This window comes from Streptomyces violaceusniger Tu 4113, from assembly GCF_000147815.2.
GTDB lineage: Bacteria > Actinomycetota > Actinomycetes > Streptomycetales > Streptomycetaceae > Streptomyces > Streptomyces violaceusniger_A.
Genome location: NC_015957.1, coordinates 4,989,199 through 5,006,818, shown reverse-complemented (window position 1 = coordinate 5,006,818; position 17,620 = coordinate 4,989,199). Strand labels below are relative to the sequence as shown.

Annotated in this window: 18 protein-coding genes and 2 pseudogenes; 14 read left to right on the top strand and 6 right to left on the bottom strand. The window is 70.1% G+C overall.

The window, feature by feature from the left end:
* Positions 1-502 precede the first annotated feature (502 nt).
* Positions 503-1,111: a TetR/AcrR family transcriptional regulator gene (locus STRVI_RS20710; protein ID WP_014057616.1), complete on the bottom strand. Its 609-nt coding sequence runs from the start codon at positions 1,109-1,111 to the stop codon at positions 503-505.
* 105 nt (positions 1,112-1,216) lie between these two features.
* Here STRVI_RS20710 and STRVI_RS20705 point away from each other — a divergent pair, with 105 nt between their 5' ends.
* The gene (locus STRVI_RS20705) at positions 1,217-1,948 is read left to right on the top strand and encodes a VC0807 family protein (RefSeq protein ID WP_014057615.1); all 732 of its coding nucleotides are present in this window, start codon (positions 1,217-1,219) and stop codon (positions 1,946-1,948) included.
* A complete protein-coding gene (gene aguA, locus STRVI_RS20700) occupies positions 1,945-3,108 on the top strand; it encodes an agmatine deiminase (RefSeq protein ID WP_014057614.1) in 1,164 nt (387 codons plus the stop codon). Before STRVI_RS20705 ends, aguA begins: the two co-directional genes overlap by 4 nt.
* A gap of 124 nt (positions 3,109-3,232) precedes the next feature.
* On the opposite strand, the pseudogene STRVI_RS56005 reads toward aguA, so the two are convergent.
* A pseudogene (locus STRVI_RS56005) lies at positions 3,233-3,511 on the bottom strand (helix-turn-helix domain-containing protein); the annotation flags it as partial.
* Positions 3,512-3,598: 87 nt separating this feature from the next.
* Positions 3,599-3,730, bottom strand: a complete 132-nt coding sequence (locus STRVI_RS55600; protein WP_014057613.1) for a hypothetical protein — start codon at positions 3,728-3,730, stop codon at positions 3,599-3,601.
* A gap of 17 nt (positions 3,731-3,747) precedes the next feature.
* Here STRVI_RS55600 and STRVI_RS20695 point away from each other — a divergent pair, with 17 nt between their 5' ends.
* The 9 genes and pseudogenes from STRVI_RS20695 (at position 3,748) to STRVI_RS20660 (ending at position 10,870) form a co-directional block, all read left to right on the top strand.
* On the top strand, positions 3,748-4,194 hold the full coding sequence (locus STRVI_RS20695) for a TIGR03086 family metal-binding protein (RefSeq protein WP_014057612.1): 447 nt from the start codon (positions 3,748-3,750) through the stop codon (positions 4,192-4,194).
* Between the two features lie 115 nt (positions 4,195-4,309).
* Positions 4,310-5,197 carry a helix-turn-helix domain-containing protein gene (locus tag STRVI_RS20690; protein ID WP_014057611.1) on the top strand — a complete coding sequence of 296 codons (888 nt, stop codon included), beginning with the start codon at positions 4,310-4,312 and terminating at the stop codon, positions 5,195-5,197.
* Positions 5,198-5,363: 166 nt separating this feature from the next.
* On the top strand, positions 5,364-5,567 hold the full coding sequence (locus tag STRVI_RS20685) for a hypothetical protein (protein ID WP_014057610.1): 204 nt from the start codon (positions 5,364-5,366) through the stop codon (positions 5,565-5,567).
* A gap of 46 nt (positions 5,568-5,613) precedes the next feature.
* On the top strand, positions 5,614-6,504 hold the full coding sequence (locus STRVI_RS56000) for a MauE/DoxX family redox-associated membrane protein (RefSeq protein ID WP_353477043.1): 891 nt from the start codon (positions 5,614-5,616) through the stop codon (positions 6,502-6,504).
* Positions 6,386-6,886 carry a TlpA disulfide reductase family protein gene (locus STRVI_RS20675; RefSeq protein ID WP_353477075.1) on the top strand — a complete coding sequence of 167 codons (501 nt, stop codon included), beginning with the start codon at positions 6,386-6,388 and terminating at the stop codon, positions 6,884-6,886. The genes STRVI_RS56000 and STRVI_RS20675 overlap by 119 nt, the downstream gene beginning before the upstream one ends.
* On the top strand, positions 6,883-8,919 hold the full coding sequence (locus STRVI_RS20670; protein WP_014057607.1) for an ABC transporter ATP-binding protein: 2,037 nt from the start codon (positions 6,883-6,885) through the stop codon (positions 8,917-8,919). Before STRVI_RS20675 ends, STRVI_RS20670 begins: the two co-directional genes overlap by 4 nt.
* Positions 8,919-9,350, top strand: a pseudogene (locus tag STRVI_RS54540) (S26 family signal peptidase); the annotation flags it as partial. The gene STRVI_RS20670 and the pseudogene STRVI_RS54540, both read left to right, overlap by 1 nt.
* A gap of 105 nt (positions 9,351-9,455) precedes the next feature.
* Positions 9,456-9,845: a hypothetical protein gene (locus STRVI_RS54535; protein ID WP_043239350.1), complete on the top strand. Its 390-nt coding sequence runs from the start codon at positions 9,456-9,458 to the stop codon at positions 9,843-9,845.
* A gap of 50 nt (positions 9,846-9,895) precedes the next feature.
* Positions 9,896-10,870 carry a phosphotransferase family protein gene (locus STRVI_RS20660; protein WP_014057605.1) on the top strand — a complete coding sequence of 325 codons (975 nt, stop codon included), beginning with the start codon at positions 9,896-9,898 and terminating at the stop codon, positions 10,868-10,870.
* Between the two features lie 47 nt (positions 10,871-10,917).
* On the opposite strand, the gene STRVI_RS52085 is transcribed toward STRVI_RS20660, so the two are convergent.
* From STRVI_RS52085 to STRVI_RS20645, 3 genes are all read right to left on the bottom strand, one after another.
* The gene (locus tag STRVI_RS52085) at positions 10,918-11,103 is read right to left on the bottom strand and encodes a hypothetical protein (protein WP_150112899.1); all 186 of its coding nucleotides are present in this window, start codon (positions 11,101-11,103) and stop codon (positions 10,918-10,920) included.
* A gap of 516 nt (positions 11,104-11,619) precedes the next feature.
* On the bottom strand, positions 11,620-11,865 hold the full coding sequence (locus tag STRVI_RS20650) for a hypothetical protein (RefSeq protein WP_043236219.1): 246 nt from the start codon (positions 11,863-11,865) through the stop codon (positions 11,620-11,622).
* Between the two features lie 674 nt (positions 11,866-12,539).
* Positions 12,540-13,172, bottom strand: a complete 633-nt coding sequence (locus STRVI_RS20645; RefSeq protein WP_014057604.1) for a restriction endonuclease — start codon at positions 13,170-13,172, stop codon at positions 12,540-12,542.
* 411 nt (positions 13,173-13,583) lie between these two features.
* Between STRVI_RS20645 and STRVI_RS20640 the strand changes: the two genes are divergently transcribed.
* From STRVI_RS20640 to STRVI_RS55995, 3 genes are all read left to right on the top strand, one after another.
* Positions 13,584-15,167, top strand: coding sequence for an FMN-binding glutamate synthase family protein (locus STRVI_RS20640; RefSeq protein WP_014057603.1), 1,584 nt, complete (start codon positions 13,584-13,586; stop codon positions 15,165-15,167).
* A gap of 655 nt (positions 15,168-15,822) precedes the next feature.
* Positions 15,823-16,161, top strand: coding sequence for an integrase core domain-containing protein (locus STRVI_RS56405; protein ID WP_435532584.1), 339 nt, complete (start codon positions 15,823-15,825; stop codon positions 16,159-16,161).
* A gap of 657 nt (positions 16,162-16,818) precedes the next feature.
* Positions 16,819-17,403 carry a tyrosine-type recombinase/integrase gene (locus STRVI_RS55995; RefSeq protein ID WP_353477042.1) on the top strand — a complete coding sequence of 195 codons (585 nt, stop codon included), beginning with the start codon at positions 16,819-16,821 and terminating at the stop codon, positions 17,401-17,403.
* The last annotated feature ends 217 nt before the right edge of the window (positions 17,404-17,620 follow it).

The window sequence follows — 17,620 nt, the reverse complement described above, 5'->3', positions numbered from 1 at the left end:
AGCCCGGCTCTGGTGCAGAAGGCGTTGATGCTGAACCATGCCGCCGGTGTTCTCCACAGCACCAGCTTGGTGTCCTGCCACACCCCGGCCCTCGGTTCCCACTCCCCCGACGCCATCGCGTCGAACGCCTCGAAGTTGCTGTGCGGTCGCCATCTGCGCGTGCCTCGGTGTAGAGCGAGGGCCAGCGTGCTTCGGCGCCGGGGCGGCAGGCGGTCACCAATCGGTGACCGTTGTCTGCGCGCGGAGGGGAGGGGCCTGCCCGGCGGCGTCGGTGTGCACGGCCTTCGGCACGCCTGGAGCAGGGCGGCTGCCCGCGATCGGCTGGGGTCGAGGTTTGAGTGTCGGTGCGGACGTCGCGGCCGCCATCGAGAACCTCCGGCAGGGCCTGGAAGCGTGGTTGAGCGAGCTGGACGTCACCACCGAGGCCCCGGCGTGCGGCCGTTCCTGAGCGCCGTCGCGCTTGGGCTGCGTGGAAGGCCCCCGGAGCCTGCCGCGCGTGCACCTATATGTCCGGGTGCTCGGACTCGTTTGCTGCGCCGAGCAGTTGGGTCAGGTGCCGGTACAGGACGGCCCGGATGGTGTCCGGACTCAGGCGGTCGGGGTGGAGCGTCGCGCCAAGGGTGAGTCCATCGAGTACTGCGGCGAGATGCTCCGCCGCCACCGGATCGTCCACGCCCAGACGGTGCAGCAGACGCCCGGCGACGGCCCGCAGCCCGTCGTGGAGTTCGGCGGCGATCTCGCCCAGGGCAGGGTCGGTGCGGGCAGCCGCGACGAAGTCCAGCCAGACGGCGGTCTCGTCGGCGCGCCCCGCGTCGAGCGGCAGGAACTGACCCGCCACCTCCTGCGCCACCAGGTACGGGTCGTCCCCGGGGTGCCGCCGCTCCCGCTGGGCCGCCACTCGGACCTCCACCCGGCGCACCATCTCGCGGGCCGCGGCCATCAGGAGCTCGCGGTGGCTGGCGAAGTAGTGCCGTACGGACCCGACGGCGAGGCCGGCCTCGGCGGCGACGTTCCGGAGTGTGGCCTGCTGGATGCCGCCGCGGGCCACGACCCGGAAGACGGCGTCCACGACGTCGCGGCGGCGCTGCTCAGGATCCACTATCTTCGGCATGCAACTTTTATAGCACGACCGTGCTACGATTTTTTTGGCACGAAGGTGCTAAAAAATTTGGCTGCCGCTCAGCCCCCCTCCCGGTGACCAGGATCAGGAGAAACCATGGACCCGTCGGAGCCGACCTCTTCGCCTTCAGTACCGCAGTCGGCCCGGCCGTCGGCGCCCGCGCGCACGCGCCGCCTCGGCCGCCTGGCCCGCTTGGCCCTCGACCTGGGCATCTCGCCCCTTGCGTACTACGGCTGTCTCCTCGCGGGTCTGGCCACACTCCCCGCGCTCCTGACCGCGACCGGAGTGGCGGCCCTCTGGCTCGCGGCCACCGTCCTGCACGACCGGCGTGCCGACGGCCTGGCCCTTGCCATGCTCCTCATGTACGGATTTTCGGCCGCCTTCGCCGCCGTGACCTCCGAACCCCAGCCGCTGCTCCTGCGTGACCCACTGGTCAGCGCACTCGCCGGATTCGTGTTCCTCACAAGCTGCCTCACCGCCACGCCCGCCACCGTCCATCTGGCCAGCAGGCTGCACGGTCAACCGTTGCACGACCCGATCCTGCTCCGCGCGCACCGCACGGAGACGCTGGTATGCGGTGCCGGACTCATGGCAGAGGCCGTGGCGCGTGTTCTGCTCGTGCTGACCCTGCCGGTGTCCACGGCCGCCTCGCTCACGCCACCGCTGGAATTCGCCGTCCTCATCCCGCTCGTCGTGTGGATGGTCCGCCACCGCAGGAACGCGCGCACCCGCATCACCGCCCAAGTGCCTTCACGGACGCGGGACCCCGAGCCTGCGCCGCCGTCGGTCGCCTTCGTCCTCGAACGCCATCGAGGGGGTGCGCGATGAGGACCGTGGACAGCACGCCCGCCGCGGACGGCTTCCGCATGCCGGCCGAATGGGAGCCGCACGACGGATGCTGGATGGCGTGGCCGCAGAACGGTTACGTCTGGCGCGAAGGAGCCCGCCCCGCGCAGCGCGCCCTCGCGGCCCTCGCCAACGCCGTCGCGGACACCGGGGAGGCAGTCACCGTCACGGTCACCGGCGACCAGTACGCACACGCCCGCTCCCGCCTCGACTCCCGCGTCCGCGTGGTGGAGATGACCAGTTGGCTGGGCTGGGCCCGGGACATCGCCCCCACCTTCGTGGTCGACGGCACCGGGCGGCGTCGCGGCGTGGACTTCGCCTTCAACGGCTACGGCAACCGCTACCCGTACTGGGCCACCGACGACCAGTACGCCCAAAGGGTGCTCGACCTCACCGCCACCGACCGCTACCGCGCCCCGCTCGTGCTGGAGGGCGGCTCCTTCCACGTCGACGGGGAGGGAACCGCCCTCGTCACGGCCGAGACCCTGCTCGACCCCGCCCGCAACGACGCCCCCTCACGCACCGCCATGCATCACCTCATGGCGGCCTACCTCGGAGTGACCCGCACCGTGTGGATCGAGTGGGGCCTCGCCTACGACGGGACGCGCGGCCACGTGGACAACATGGCGTGCTTCGCCGCCCCCGGGGTGGTCTGTCTGACCTGGACTGACGACACGAGCGACCCCCAGTACGAGCGCAGCGCACGCGCCCTGGAAGACCTGAGAAACGTCCAGGACGCCAGAGGCCGTACCCTCCGGGTGGAGAAACTGCCGCTGCCCGGCCCGCTGCACGCCACCGAGGCCGAGCTTCGAGGCATCGACCGTCACGGAGTCCCGACCACCGGCACCGCGCCACGCCCCCGGCTCGCCGCCTCCTACACCAACTTCTACACCACGGAGGACCACCTCTTCGTCCCCCTGCTCGACCCCGAACACGACGACGAAGCCCTCGCCCGCCTCGCCAGGATCCACCCGCACCACACGGTCGTCGGCCTCCCTACCCGCGAACTCCTCCTCGGCGGCGGCAACATCCACTGCGCCACCCAGCAGATACCGAGCAGCGGTGCGGTGGCGACGGGGCCTGGCAACCGACGCCGTGCATGCGCCAGCCGCCCCCAGTGGGGATGCGTCCGAGCTTCTTGATGTCCACGTGAACCAGGCCACCGACCTGGTCGTGCACGTAGCGGATGACCTCGCGCAGTTGTTCGCCCGTGGGCGGATCGAGGTCCCGTAGCCGGTTGAGTCCTCGGCGCACCAGGACACGGTGCACGGTGGCCGGCGCGACCGTGACCCCGTGCAGGCGTTTCAGGTCCGCGGCGAGGCGGGCGGGCCCATGTTGGGTCTGCCGCCGCAGCGCCTCCACCAGGTCCGCGATGTCCTCGGCGGTGCGGGCCGGGCTGGTGGCGGGCCGGGAGGAATGGTCCAGCAGGCCGTTCTCGCCGTGTGCGCGCCAGCGGGCATACCACTTGGCCAGGCAGCGGCGGGAGATCCCGGCTTCCGCCGCGACGTGCGCGATCGGACGCCCGGCGTCCGCGCGCTCGCACAATCGGCGACGCCCTTCCAGCGTCAGCGACGACAGTCAGGGGGGCAGCCGGAGTCGGTTCTCACCGACACGCCTTTCACGACACCTACATCAGGCGCGGCCAGGAGGCGCGTAGGTGATGCCGACGTCTCCGGCGGAGGTCGCGGCGAGGGCCACGACCTTCCAGATCGCGGCGGGAACGCCGGCCCGGGGGCCGTCGCAGGCGTCGTTGAGGAGATCCACGGTCAGTCCTATGGACTTTGGACCCCAGCCTGCTGACCGCCGAGCTCGTGCCCTTCCATGCCGGACAGCCGGAGTCCGAGTGGGCTCCGCTGCTGGCCGGCAAAGCGGAACCGGCGGCCAGAGCCTGGTCCGAGCCGACGGCGTGGGAGGGGGAGGCGAGCCTGGGCGGACCGCCCATGGCCGCCACTACGCTCGGCGAGATTCTCATCGCCGAATTCACCGTCCACGCGTGGGACACGGCGGTGGCCACCGGTCAGCCCATCACTGTCCCCGCGTCCCTGGCCAAGGCCACATTCGGCGTCTACACGCGTGAGGCACCTCGGATGCGCGGCTCGGGCCTCCTCGGGGACGAGGTGCCGCAGGAGGCCCATGCGCCTCTGCTCGACCGCGCACTGGCCCTGAGCGGCAGGGACCCCCGATGGAGCCCGCCGACCCCCGGCAAGCGCACCTTGCCGACCGTCTGAGGCGGCCGGACCACCTCGCCGTCCGCTTTGGCCTGATCCCTGTGGCCGCCGTCTCACCGCGCCGGACACGATGGGCCTTATGTGACCGATCCACGGACACGAGGGGGAAGACGAAATGCACGAGAAGCACCCGCCGAGGACCTTATCGAGTGCGGCGGATTCGCGAGAGCTGATCACCAGGAAACCCGGCGGCGCCGTGCGCGAGCATGTGCTGGGATACCGGGGCTTCCGGTTCGGGGCGCGTCAGCCCCGATGTCGGCTGCTGGTGCCGGACGGTGTGGTGAAGGTGATGCTCGGGTTCGGCGAGCCGGTGCGGATCGTCGACGCGGTGGATCCGCGCCAGTCCGTCACGGGAACCTCAATGATCAACGGCTTACGGGCCACCGCCACGCTGGGCGAGCACACCGGCCAGTTATCCGGCGTGACGGTCATGCTGACGCCGATCGCGGCCTTCCGCTTTTTCGGCATGCCGATGGCCGAGCTGGCAGAGCGCAATCTGGACCCGGCCGATCTCCTCGGCCGGGAGGCGGGCCGTCTCCTCTGCCGCCTGTCCGAGTGCCGCGACTGGACATCGCGCTTCGCCCTGCTGGACGGGGTGTTCGCGGCCCAGGCCGGGCCGGAGTGCGCGCCCGAGGTGATCTGGACGTGGCGGCGGCTGGGACGCACCCACGGCCGGATGCGCGTGGGGGATCTGGCCACCGAGACCGGATGGAGCCGCCGACGGCTGGAGCGGCGCTTCCGCGAGCAAGTGGGCCTGCCACCCAAGCAGTTCGCCCAGGTGATGCGGCTGCAGGAGGCGCTGCGCCTGCAGGACGGCGGTCTGCCGTGGGCGGAGGCTGCGGCCCTCGCGGGCTACTTCGACCAGGCCCATTTCACCCGGGCCTTCAAGGACCGGGTCGGCTGTACGCCGGGCCGGTTCGGAACCTGCCGGGCGTCCTCCAAGCCCGGCGACCCGCTGGACTTCCTACCCGATCAGGTCACCAGCGTTCTGCTCGCCGAGTGAGGGCGGCACATTCGGCGTCCCACTCGGCGTCGCATTCGTACAAGACATCCCTCCTGCCGGATCGCGATGGTGGCGGAGTCGGCAGGCGCCGCCTGTCGGCTCGACCCAACATCGGCCCGCGCCCAGTCCACACAGCCGGGCCGGACTCGACGGAAGGAGGGTGGACATGTACAGGACGCTCACCACGATGGGCAGCAGGCTGCTCGGCCTGTTCGTTCCCCAGGTGGAGGCCTCGGCCGTGCAGGTGAAGCAGTGCTGGCCGCAATGCTGGCAGTGCAACCGGCAGTACGGCGGTCAGTGCAGCTGCAACGCCCGCTGCTGCAAGAACTCGGCCGGAGGCTTCGACTGCGCCGGTTGCGTGGGCTGCTGACGCCACGCAGGGCCGCGCTGACCGCCGTCTGCTCCTGGACGACGGCGTGCGCGGCGCACCGCTGAACGACAGCGGGCAGGCGGCCCCCGAATGGCCAACGGGGGCATTCGGGGGCCGCCTTCACGCTCAGCCCGCGCTCCTTACCTCGATTGAAAGGGTTGCCGTGCAGTATCTGGTGATCGCGGTCCGGGCCATGATCGGCGTGGTCTTCCTGATCGCCTTCCTGAGCAAGTCGGCGGGCCGGGGGAGGTTCGCGGCCTTCGTGGAGTCGCTGCCCGCCATGGGAGTGGTGCCACCACGGCTGGTCGGATCCGCGGCGGCGGCCGTGGTCACAGCGGAGGGCGCGGTCTGTGCCCTGCTCATCCTGCCGCCGGACGGCGCCACCGTGGCCGGGCTGACCCTCGCGGCGGGGCTGTTGAGCGTCTTCGCGGCGGCGATAGCCCGCACGATACGGCGGGGAACGGGCGCCGCCTGCCGGTGTTTCGGGGCCTCGGCGGCCCCGCTCGGCCGTCGCCATCTCCTGCGCAATGTGCTGCTGACCGCCGTCGCAGCGGCGGCCGGCCTGATGACACTGGCGGACCAGGCTCCGGCGACGGCGACGGGAGCCCTCGTGGCGGCGGCGGCCGGGCTCGTCGCGGGTGCCCTGGTGACCGTACTCGACGACTTGGCCGAGCTCTTCGGTCCGTCCAGGGCCCGGCGGATCCCCGATTCGACGCGCGCACACACCATCCGAAGGCCATCCGGGATATCCGGGACATCCGGGAGGAACCATGCCAGTCCTGATCAGCGCCGTGGTGCTCGTGGGGGCACTGTGTTCGCTGGACCTGATCCTCACCCTGGGCGTGATCAAGCGCCTGCGGGAGCACGGCGATCTGCTGGCGGCGAGGGCCGTCGACCGGCCACGCTCGGCGATCGAACTCGGCGAGCCGGTGGGTGAGTTCGCCACCCACACCGTGGACGGCGAGCCGTTGAGCCGCGCCACGATGACCGGGACCACTTTGGTGGGCTTCTTCACGCCGACCTGCGGACCGTGCAAGGAGCAACTGCCGAAGTTCATGGAGTACGCCCGTACGATGCCCGGCGGACGCGATCGGGTGCTGGCCGCCGTGGTGGGCGATGAGGGCCTGGCCGCGCCCATGGTCACCGAACTGCGGTCGGTGGCGAAGGTCGTGACCCAGACCCGCAACGAGGACCCCATGGGCGCGGCATTCGAGATCATGGCGTTTCCCACGGTGCTCATGGTCGCGCCGGACGCCGAGGGCGATGTCGTGGTCACCGACGACGCGGTGGACCTGTCCCGGCCGACGCTCCCGGTGTGAGCACCGTGCGCGGGCGAGGCGGCCATGAGGAGTCGGCGGCGGACACCGCCCGCGCCACTTCCGACGCCCCTTCCGGGCACTCGGGGCGCAGCTCCGGGCACTCGGGGCGCAGCTCCGGGCACTCGGGGCGCAGCTCCGGGCACTCGGGGCGCAGCTCCGGGCACTCGGCGCGCGCCGCGATCGCGCTGCGGCGACTCGCCGCCGTCTGCGCGGTCACCGCCCGCGCCGCCCCCGGCACCCTGCTGCTCCACATAGCACTGTCGCTGCTGGTGAGCGCGCTGCCGCTGGCGACAGCCTGGCTGATGAAGCTGGTCATGGACGATCTGGCGAGCGGTGCCCCGGGAACGCTGCTGTTGCCCGGTACGGCGATGGCCTGCCTCGGTGTGACGGCGGTGGTGGCCTCGCAGGCCATGCGATACGCGCGAGCGGAGCTGGACCGCCGGGTGGGGCTGGAGATGCAGGACCGGCTGTTCGCCGCGGTCGATGGCTTCGTCGGGCTGGGGAAGTTCGAGAACCCGCACTTCCTGGACCGCCTGCGGCTGGCCCAGCAGGCGGGCCACGAGACGGCCACCCATGTCGCGGAGAGCATCCTGGGTGTCGTGCGCGCCGGGGCGACCATCGGTGGATTCCTCGGTTCGCTCCTCCTCGTCAGCCCGGTGATGGCCGGGATTCTGCTGGTGGCGGGGGTGCCCGTGCTGTGGTCGGAAGTGGCCCTGGCACGGCGGCGGGCGCGGATGCTGTGGGAGGTCGGGCCGGTCGAGCGGAGGGAGTTCTTCTACGCCGATCTGCTGTCGAGTGTGGAGGCGGCCAAGGAGGTCCGGCTCTTCGGCATCGGCCCGTTTCTGCGCGACCGGATGCTGATGGAACGGCGTACGGCCAACGCCGCGAAGCGGGCCATGAACCGGCGAGAAATCGCCGTACAGACGGGGCTGGGCGGACTGGCGGCGCTGGTCTCCGGCGGTGGACTGCTCTGGGCGGTCCTCGCGGCGCGTGGCGGGGCGCTGTCGGTGGGCGATGTGACCATGTTCGTGGCCGCGATCGCCGGTGTGCAGGGGGCGCTGGCCTCGTTGGCGGGCGACGCCGCGCAGGGCCAGCAGACGCTGCTGATGTTCGACCACTACACGGCGGTGACGCAGGCCACTTCGGACCTCCCGGTCGCGGACCGACCCCGCCCGTTGCCGACACTGCGCCACGGGATCGAACTCCGGGACGTCTGGTTCCGCTACTCTCCCGATCTCCCATGGGTGCTGCGCGGCGTCGACCTGCACATTCCGCAGGGCCGTGCGCTGGCCCTCGTCGGGCTCAACGGGGCGGGCAAGTCCACTCTGGTGAAGCTGCTCTGCCGGTTCTACGACCCGACGCACGGCGCGATCCTGTGGGACGGCGTGGACATCCGTGACGTAGATCCGGCGCGGTTGCGGGAACGCGTGGGCGCGGTGTTCCAGGACTATATGCAGTACGACATGACGGCGGCGGAGAACATCGCACTCGGCGACCTCACCGTGCTGACGGATGGGGAACGATCGCATGAGCGGATGCGCCAGGCCGCCCAACGGGCCGGGATCGACCGCCAGTTGGCCGAACTCCCCCGGGGCTACGACACCTTGCTGACCCGGATGTTCTTCACGGCGGAGGACAAGGGCAACCCGGAGACGGGCGTGGTCCTCTCCGGCGGTCAGTGGCAACGGCTGGCGCTGGCGAGGGCGTTCCTGCGGGATGCTTGTACGCGCCGCGAACTGATGATCCTCGACGAGCCATCGGCCGGACTCGACGCGGAGGCGGAGCACGAGATCCACGCGTCCCTGCGGAGCGAGCGGAACACCCGTACCAGCCTGCTGATCTCACACCGGCTCAGTGCGCTGCGGGACGCGGACATCATCGTCGTGCTCAAGGACGGGCGGGTCGCCGAGCGGGGAAACCACACCCTGCTGATGGCGGCGGGCGGCGAGTACGCGCGGCTCTTCACGCTCCAGGCCGGTGGCTATCAGCTCTCCGCCGAGGAGTCTCCGGTAGCGCCGGAAGAGGCCGTGTGATGGGTCTGATGGTACTGGGACTGGGGATGGCCCTGGGGACGGCTCTCATCACGGGGACGGTACTGCGGCGGACACTCGTGGTCGTGACCGTACGGGGCGGGAGCATGGAACCCACGTACCGCGACGGGGAGCGAGTGCTGGTGCGGCGCGGCGGACGGTACGCGGTCGGGCACGTGGTCGTCGTGCGACAGGAGGACGACGGGCGCTCGTCACCCACCCCGAACCAGGCGGTAGCGGCCGTGGGTACCGCACAAGAGTGGATGATCAAGCGGGTGGCGGCGGTGGCGGGCGACCGACCACCCCCGGGAGCCCTCCCGGAGCCGTACGCCGCCGGTGGCTCCGTCCCACCCGGGGCACTGGTTCTCCTGGGCGACAACACCCACAACAGCTACGACTCCCGCGAGGCGGGCTACTTCCCCACGACACACGTCCTGGGCACCGTCCTGCGGCCCCGCCCCCGGCCGCCGTACGATGAGGACGCGACAGCCACGGGGATGCCGAGATGCGCACACGAGGAGCTGCTAGCGTCCGGCACCGTGAGCGACAGCGTGTACGTGGGCAATGCGGGCAAGGATGCGGCACTGGACCGGGGGTGGCTCCTCGGACACTTCAAGGATGTCGGCGATCCGCGCCACAGCGAGGCCGTGGAGATCAAATGGGGCGTCCACCCTCGTGGCGACGAACGAGCGGAGTGGGTGAGGGGCGAGGAACGCACGGCTCTCCTGGTTCTCATCAGCGGCCGTTTCCGCGTGGAGCTCCCCGGCCGCGACGTTCTTCTGGAAGAGCAGGGTGATTACGTCGTGTGGGGGCACGGAGTCGACCATTCATGGTTCGCGGAGGAGGAGTCGGTGGTGCTGACCGTCCGATGGCCGTCCGTGCCCGGTTACGCGGTGGCCCAGAACGGTGGAGCGCACCCGCGGAGCTGAGCACGCCGGCCACCATCCGCTACTCGGCCGCTGAAGACGGGGAGATCATCATGACACGCGATACCGGCGAGGGACTCGTGGCGGCACACCTGGGCCTGCCCGAGGCCACAGGCAGCCGAAGGATGGACTGGGCGGCGATGCCTCGCGAGGTGACGGCCCGGATCGGGCAGCTGCTCGGCAGCCCGGTGGCCCATGCGATCAGCCAGCGGGGCGGGTTTTCCGAGGGGCTCGCCGCACGAGTGCGTCTGGAGAACGGCAAGCGTGCCTTCATCAAGGCGGCCAGCTCACTGATGGCACCGGCGGTGGCGGACTTCCACCGCCGGGAGATCGCCGTGTCCGAGCGGCTTCCCAGGGAGGTGCCGGCGCCGCGGTTGCTCGATGCGTACGACGACGGCACCTGGGTCGTGCTGGCCTTCGAAGAGATCGTGGGACATCTGCCCGCCCAGCCCTGGCAGCGGGAAGAGCTCGACACAGTGCTCGCGGCCGTCACCGATATGGCGGAGGTCCTGACGCCATCGCCCGTGAACGAGACGATCTTGGGCAAGCCGCGCCTCGGAGGATGGTCGGCGATGGCGGACGATGCCGCTGTCATGTCCAAGGTCGAGGAGCTGTCACCGTGGGCGGCCCACCATTTCGACCAACTCGTCGCCCTGGAAGAGAACGCTTCGCTGGAGGGCGCCACTCTTCTGCACGGAGACTTGTACCCGTTCAACATCATGCTGACCGCGGACCGTGTCTTCGTCGTCGACTGGCCACACGCCTGGATCGGCCCCCGTCACTGTGACGTGGTCACCCTGGTGTCGAGCGCCTCCCTCAGCGGCGTGGACCCGCGGCCGATCGCCGAGAACCACCCGCTGACCCGCGATCTCGACCCCGCCCGGATCAACGAGGTGCTCGCCCTGCACTCCGGATTTCTCCTGCGGACCGCTGCCGCGGCCGGGCCTGCCGCCGATCCCAACATCGTGGCCATGATGACCGCATTGGGTCTTGCCTCGCTGCGCTGGCTGCGCAGTGCTCGGCTGTAGGCATACCGGCGACCGGGCGGGGCGGGCCCGTCCGGTCGCCGGGGTGGTCAGCCCGTGGTGTCCCATTTCCAGGCGCTGCAGTTGTCGGGTTCGAGGGCGACCTTCACGCAGACGCGGTACTTGATGGTCTGGCCGTTGGTGAAGCTGCGGTTGAAGTCGGTGTGGGTGTGACAGCCCCTGGTGTTGCTCAGGGTTCGCTTGCTCGCCCCGGCGCGCTGGTATGGGGCGTACACGGAGTTGCCGTCGCATGAGATGTCGGAGAGCCGGAAGTCGTCCGTGCAGCTCAGGCAGCGCGCCGGTATGCGTGGACGGCTGAGGTTCCCCCGCTGTGCGGAAGGTGCTGACGAGCTGGTCAGGGCGGGTTGACGTGGCTTCACATTCACCGGTTCGGCCGTTGCCTGGTTGGCGTCGTGCTTTTCCTCGAACTCGTCGGGGCTGAGGACATGGCCTGGTGGAGGTGGTCCAGCGCCTCCCCTGGCGGCCGGAGCGGATGCGGGCGACGCCCAGATTGCGGTGGGCGAGCGTCTCCGCCCCCGGGTCGCCGAGCCGCCGGGTGGCTTCCAGGCCCTCACGCCAGGCGGCGAGCCGGCTGTGGAGGTGGCCGTTGCGGCGGTGGCAGGTGTCCAGCACCCAGGCGACCGCCAGACCACTTCGTCCCAGGCCCTCCTCGGCGGCCAGGCGCCGAGTCGCCAGCAGCACGGCGTGCCGGGCCTCCAGCCAGGACTGCGCCTCCGGCTGGCCGGCGAGTGTCAGTGGCCGGGAGTCGGGGGACGGCGTCCCGGCCGCCGCCGGGGACAGGCCAGGTACGAGGAGGCGAAGGCGGCCCTCAGTCCGCCCTCCAGGCCGTCGGCCTCCAGGGTGTCCAGCCGGCCGGCCGCCTCGCGGAGGCCCTCGGCCAGCAGAGCGAGCGGCGAATCGGGGCGGACGGTGCCGTGCGCGGTCACCAGGCCGAGCGCCAACGGCAGCCCGGCGCACTGGCTGATCAGTTCGGACACGGCCTCGGGTTCCGCCGCCGTGCGGTGCCGGCGGGGTTCTGCCAGAGCATCCACACGCCGCCCAGAAACCCGACAGGCCGCGCGGCGCCCTCCGGACTGCCGGGTGCGCCCGCACGCGCTGTGCACACCGCCAGCCACCACGTCGTACGCGGCCTGCGCCAGCTACGCACCAAGCGCGCGTCCCTGCCACCCAAGAAGCACGGCAACATCCCCCTGTGAGGAGCCACTGCGACGATCAGAGTCGTACGATGCAACCCGACCCTCGAGGAGCTGGGCCGCCGGGCCGCGCTCGGCATGGTGTCCGACGCCGCCACCGTCGCCTGATCGCACGGAAGTGGGCTTACCCACACGGGTCGGCCGTCCCATGGTCGACTCGACGTCACAGGCGCCACGCCAACTGCGACTGCCCTGCGTCCTCGGCCTACCACCTTGCTGAAGTCCACGCGTACGGACTCGCCGAGGGCCGGTGCTTCGACGCCGCGCTCCGCAGCCGTCCGGTCTACCGGATCCAGGACTTCGCCGAGCCGCAGGAGGTCTGGCCCGAGTCCGCGAGCCGCGTTGCCCTACTGCGGCGCGTGTCCCAGGAACGCAACATCAAGCTGCGGGACATCGCCCGGCAGATCTGCGAGCGAGGCGACATCGACTACAGAGGCTAACGGGATGGCGCCGTTGCGTTACTCCGTCCACGGAGCCGGGCCCGTGCTTGCCCACGTGGCGAGCTCCTGCCCGTCGATGCACAGGATTCCGCACTGCGTGGCGTACTCGGCGGCGGGCTTGGTGAACTCGCTGGTCGTGACCACCGCAGCGATCTGGGCGTCGTGGACGGCGAAGCACGTTCCGCCGAAGCGCTGAACATCCTGCGAGCCGACCCTGTGAGTCGAGTCGTATCGCTTGCACTGGATGACAATGCGCTGGCCGTCGGGGGCGGTGGCGAGGACGTCCGCGCCCAGGTCGCCCGCGCCGCCCTCCACCCGGCTGACCCGGCAGCCGTCCCGTTCACACAGGTCCGCCACCGCCTGCTCGAACTCACTGGCCGTCATCGCCTCGAAGTCAGCTGCTCCGAGGGAATCCTCCTCGGGGGAAGCGGGGGCCGTACGGCGGTGGCGCATCACGACGGCGGCCAAAAGAGTGAGCAGTCCCACGGCCACGGCGGCGGCAGGTTGGGCGCCGGTCGCGCCGCCGGCGGCTCTTACGGTGACCCCCACCCCGAAGACAACGATGGCGATCAGCCCGAAGCAGACTGAGAGATTCCGCAGGCTGAAGGCGTACTGACGCCCGATACGCGGCCGACGGCCGGAAGTGGCCATGGGTGGCGGTCCCCTCGTGTGGTGACATCAAGATCGTCACTGCCGACTGCCCCGGTACGCCGCCTCCACACCCGCTGCAAAATCAGCGGTGTGGCGGGCCGACGTATCCACCACGCATAGCGCGTCAGCTGAGGGGAAGCCGATAGTCGGGCGTCCCGCCATTTTCGCCATTCTGACGATGGGATATCTGCCATGACTTCCGCCCTGCACCGCCTGGACCGGGGACTGCGCCTCATCGGGTTGTCCCGGAGGAAGCGCCCGACCGGCACCCCGTCCCGGCTCGGCCGAGGTCCCCATGGAGTGTCCGCCGTGGCGGTCATCCGGCAGGCCGTGCGCACACTTCGCACACGGTCCGGTTCGACCCGGCGGAGGTAACCGCATCGACTGGTGCGAGTGGGGTAGCCGTGCGACATGCTGAGACTCGTATTGCTGACTGGTCCTGCCCTGACGGTGGCGCTCGGCGCGGCGCTCGCGTGGTGGGTATCGCCGTGGTGGTGGCTTCTGGTCGTGGTGGCGGCGGCCATGACGGCCGTGGCGGTCCGGGATGTGGTGCAGCGCGAGCACTCCGTCCTGCGCAACTATCCGCTACTGGGCCATCTGCGGTTCCTGCTGGAGGCGCTACGGCCGGAGCTGCAGCAGTACTTCATCGAGCGCGACTACGACGGTCGCCCGTACGACCGTGACGTGCGCAGCATCGTGTACGAACGGGCGAAGGGTGTGGACGCCGAGGAGCCGTTCGGGACGGAGCGGGACGTCGGTGCGGCGGGGTACGAGTTCCTGGTCCCTTCGCTGGCGCCCAAGGCCACGCCGGACCAGCCGCCCAGGGTCCGGATTGGCGGGCCGGACTGTGCCAAGCCTTACGACATGGCGCTGTTGAACATCTCGGCGATGAGCTTCGGATCTCTGTCGGCCAACGCGATCCTCGCGCTCAACCGTGGTGCGGCCCTGGGCGGTTTCGCGCAGGACACGGGTGAGGGCGGTCTTTCGGAATACCATCTGCGCCACGGTGGCGATCTGATCTGGGAGATCGGAACCGGGTATTTCGGATGCCGGACGGACGACGGTGACTTCGATGCGGCCATGTTCGCCGAGAAGGCGGCCCATGACCAGGTGAAGTGTGTTTCCCTCAAGCTGTCGCAGGGCGCGAAGCCGGGCATGGGCGGAGTGCTTCCGGGCAGCAAGGTCAACGCGGAGATCGCGAGGGTGCGCGAGGTGCCGCAGGGGCAGACGGTGGTGTCGCCGCCGTACCATCGGGTGTTCTCCACACCCCGCGAGCTGGTGCGGTTCATCGGCCGGATGCGGGAGCTGGCGGGTGGCAAGCCCACCGGCTTCAAGCTGTGCCTCACCTCGCGGCGGCAGTTTCTGGCCGTGTGCAAGGCCATGCTGAGCGAGGGCGTCACTCCGGACTTCATCGTGGTGGACGGGGCCGAAGGGGGCACCGGCGCGGCCCCGCTGGAGTTCGCCGACCATGTTGGCACGCCGCTGTCCGAGGGCCTGATCACGGTGCACAACGCGCTGGTCGGCACGGGGTTGCGGGACCGGATCAGGGTCGGCGCCAGCGGCAAGGTGGCCACCGGGAGCGACATGGTGAAGCGGATGGTGCAGGGGGCGGATTACACCAACGCGGCGCGGGCGATGATGTTCGCCACCGGGTGCATCCAGGCCCAGCGCTGCCACACCAACACCTGCCCCGTCGGGGTGGCCACGCAGGATCCTCGGCGGGCCCGCGCACTGGACGTGGGTGACAAGTCGGCGCGCGTGGAGCGGTTCCAGCGGGCCACGGTGTACGGGGCGATGCAGATCATGGCGTCCATGGGCATCCATGACCCCACCGAGCTGCGTCCGCACATGCTGCGGACGCGGGTCGACCCCTTCACCGTCCGCTCCCACGCGGAGCTGTACGAGTGGCTGGCTCCGGGGCAGCTGCTCACCGAGCCCCCGGCGACGTGGGCCGAGGACTGGGCCGCCGCCCACCCCGGCCAGTTCACCGTCTGACCCGGCACGGCACAGGTCCGCAGAACGCGGTGCTGCGTCGTCAGATGAACGGCAGGGTCCGGTATGAGCCCGTTGACCGGTTCTGGCTGGCTGCGTTGTCGGGCCTGATACCCCGCTGCCGGTGGCGTGAGGTCTTCCCGGTCACGCCCGCCACACTGTTCACCTGGCATCGCAGGTTCATCGCGGCGAAATAAGACTACAGCGCGCGGCCGGACCGGGCGACCACAGACCAGGGCGGCGCTCAGGAAGCTGATACTGCGCCTGGCCCGGGAAAACGTGGGGTGGGGTCACAGGCGGATCCAGGGCGAGCTGGCTCGTCTCCGGCACCCGATCGCCGCATCCAGATATGGGACATCCTGAACGCTGCGAGCATCGATCCAGCCATACGCCGCACCGCTCCGACCCCCCGCGAGTTCCTCACGAATCAGGCCAACGACATCATCGCGGCAGACTTCTTCCATCTGGACACCGTGTCCAGACGCAGACTGTATGCGCTGGGCTTCCTCGAACACGGCACCCGGCGCCTCTGCGGTTCCTGCTCCGTGACCGCGACAGCAAGTACGGACAGTCCTTCGACGCCGTCTTCGAAGCCGACGGCATAGACGTGATCAAGAGCGCGCCACGAACGCCGAGGATGAACGCCCACTGCGAACGGGTGACCGGCAGCATCCGCCGCGAGGCCCTCGACCACATCCTCATCACGAACGAGGCACACGCCCGACAAGTCCTGGCCGCCTACCAACGGCGCTACAACACACACCGTCCTCATCGAAGCAAAAGCTTCGTCCTGCCTGAGATCGGTCAGTTACTGAAGATCGATGACCCCTGGGAGCCCTGCCAGTTGCTGGACCCGTTTGGGAGACCGGTCGAGCCGGCGGCGGTGTACTTCACGGACCTGAAGTCGGCGGACTGTTCGCCGTTGACGCCGCGCTCGTACGGCATGGACCTGCTGCGATGGTGGCGACCTGTTAACTGCACCATGTCCCAGTCGTGACCCAGGCGGATCGTCTGGGTCTTTTCAGGAGTGTGGTGTGGTGGAGGACGTGAGACGTGCCCTGATGGAGGGGAAGTGCTCGGTTCCCGAGGTCGGCGCTGTGGTCGCGGGGGCGACGCCCGACCTTCCGTTCGTTGTAGTGGATGCTGACGGTTGCGAGGTCGAACCGGTCAGTGCCTACCTGCGAGATCTGATGCTGGGGGACGTCAGCCCGCTGACCTGCCGGAGTTACGGGTTCGGACTGTTGCGGTGGTACCGGCTACTCCACTACCTGCAGATCTCCTGGGACAAGGCCACGGAGACCGAAGTCGCGGCGCTCGTTGGCTGGCTGCGGGAAGCGCGCAACCCGCAGCGGCTCCGTAAGCGGGACAGCGCGTCTCCGCCTGCGGGGTCGGTGAATCTGAAGACCGGCAAGCCATCGCTCCGGGAGGGGTACGCGGCGAGCACGATCAACCACAACCTCAGCGTGGTCAGCGGGTTCTATGCCTTTCATGCGAGGTTCGGCGTTGGTCCGGTGGTCAATCCGGTGCCGGCCTCGCACGGGCGTCGGCAGGCTCTTGCACACCGGTCTCCGCTGGAGCCGACGCCGGTGCTCCGGCGGGGCCGGCTGCGGCAGAAGGTGCCGGTGCAGGCCCCACGGTCTATCCCCGACCATCTGTGGATGAGTTGTTCGCCGGGATGGGCTGCGACCGTGACCGCGCACTCCTGGAGTTCTACGTCTCCTCCGGGGCCAGGGCGAGCGAACTGCTGGGCGTTGGGCTGAACGACATCGACTGGTCGGGCCAGCTGATATACGTGATCAGCAAGGGCACCCGGATCCGACAGCCCGTGCCCGCCTCCCCGAACGCCTTCCGCTACCTGGGCAGCTACCTGGCCGCCGACGGGTTGCCCGACCCAGGCCAACCGGTGTGGCGCACCCGCCGCGGGGATCCGCGCCCGTTGACGTATTGGGCGACACGCCGCATTCTCCAGCGGGCCAACGACAAGCTCGGCACGAACTGGACCTTGCACGACGCTCGCCATACGGCGGCGGTCAGGATGGCGGGAGACGAGCGGCTCACCCTCGCCGAGGTGCAGACCATCTTGCGGCACGCCCACCTAGACACTACTGGCCGCTACCTGACGGCCCGCGTGGAGGACCTGCACGACAAGCTCCAGGAGCACTACACCAAGCCCCGTCCCCAGCGCACCTTCGCCGCCGGGTATGACCCGGAGGACATCAAGGCGGTGTTCGGTGGCTGAACCCGGCACCCTGACCCAGCCGACGAGCAAGAAGGGCGTCAGCCGCTTCGTCAGCGTGAACGCCGCACCTGCCCCTGCCCCCACGGTCCCGCCGCGTCCCCAAGGCGATCTGACCCGCGCCTCCGTCGAGGAGATCGCGCAGGCGGTGCGCACGACCTGGCCGACGAAGTCGGCCGACAACCGATGGAACCGGAGCCGCGGCGCCCGGGACCTCCTG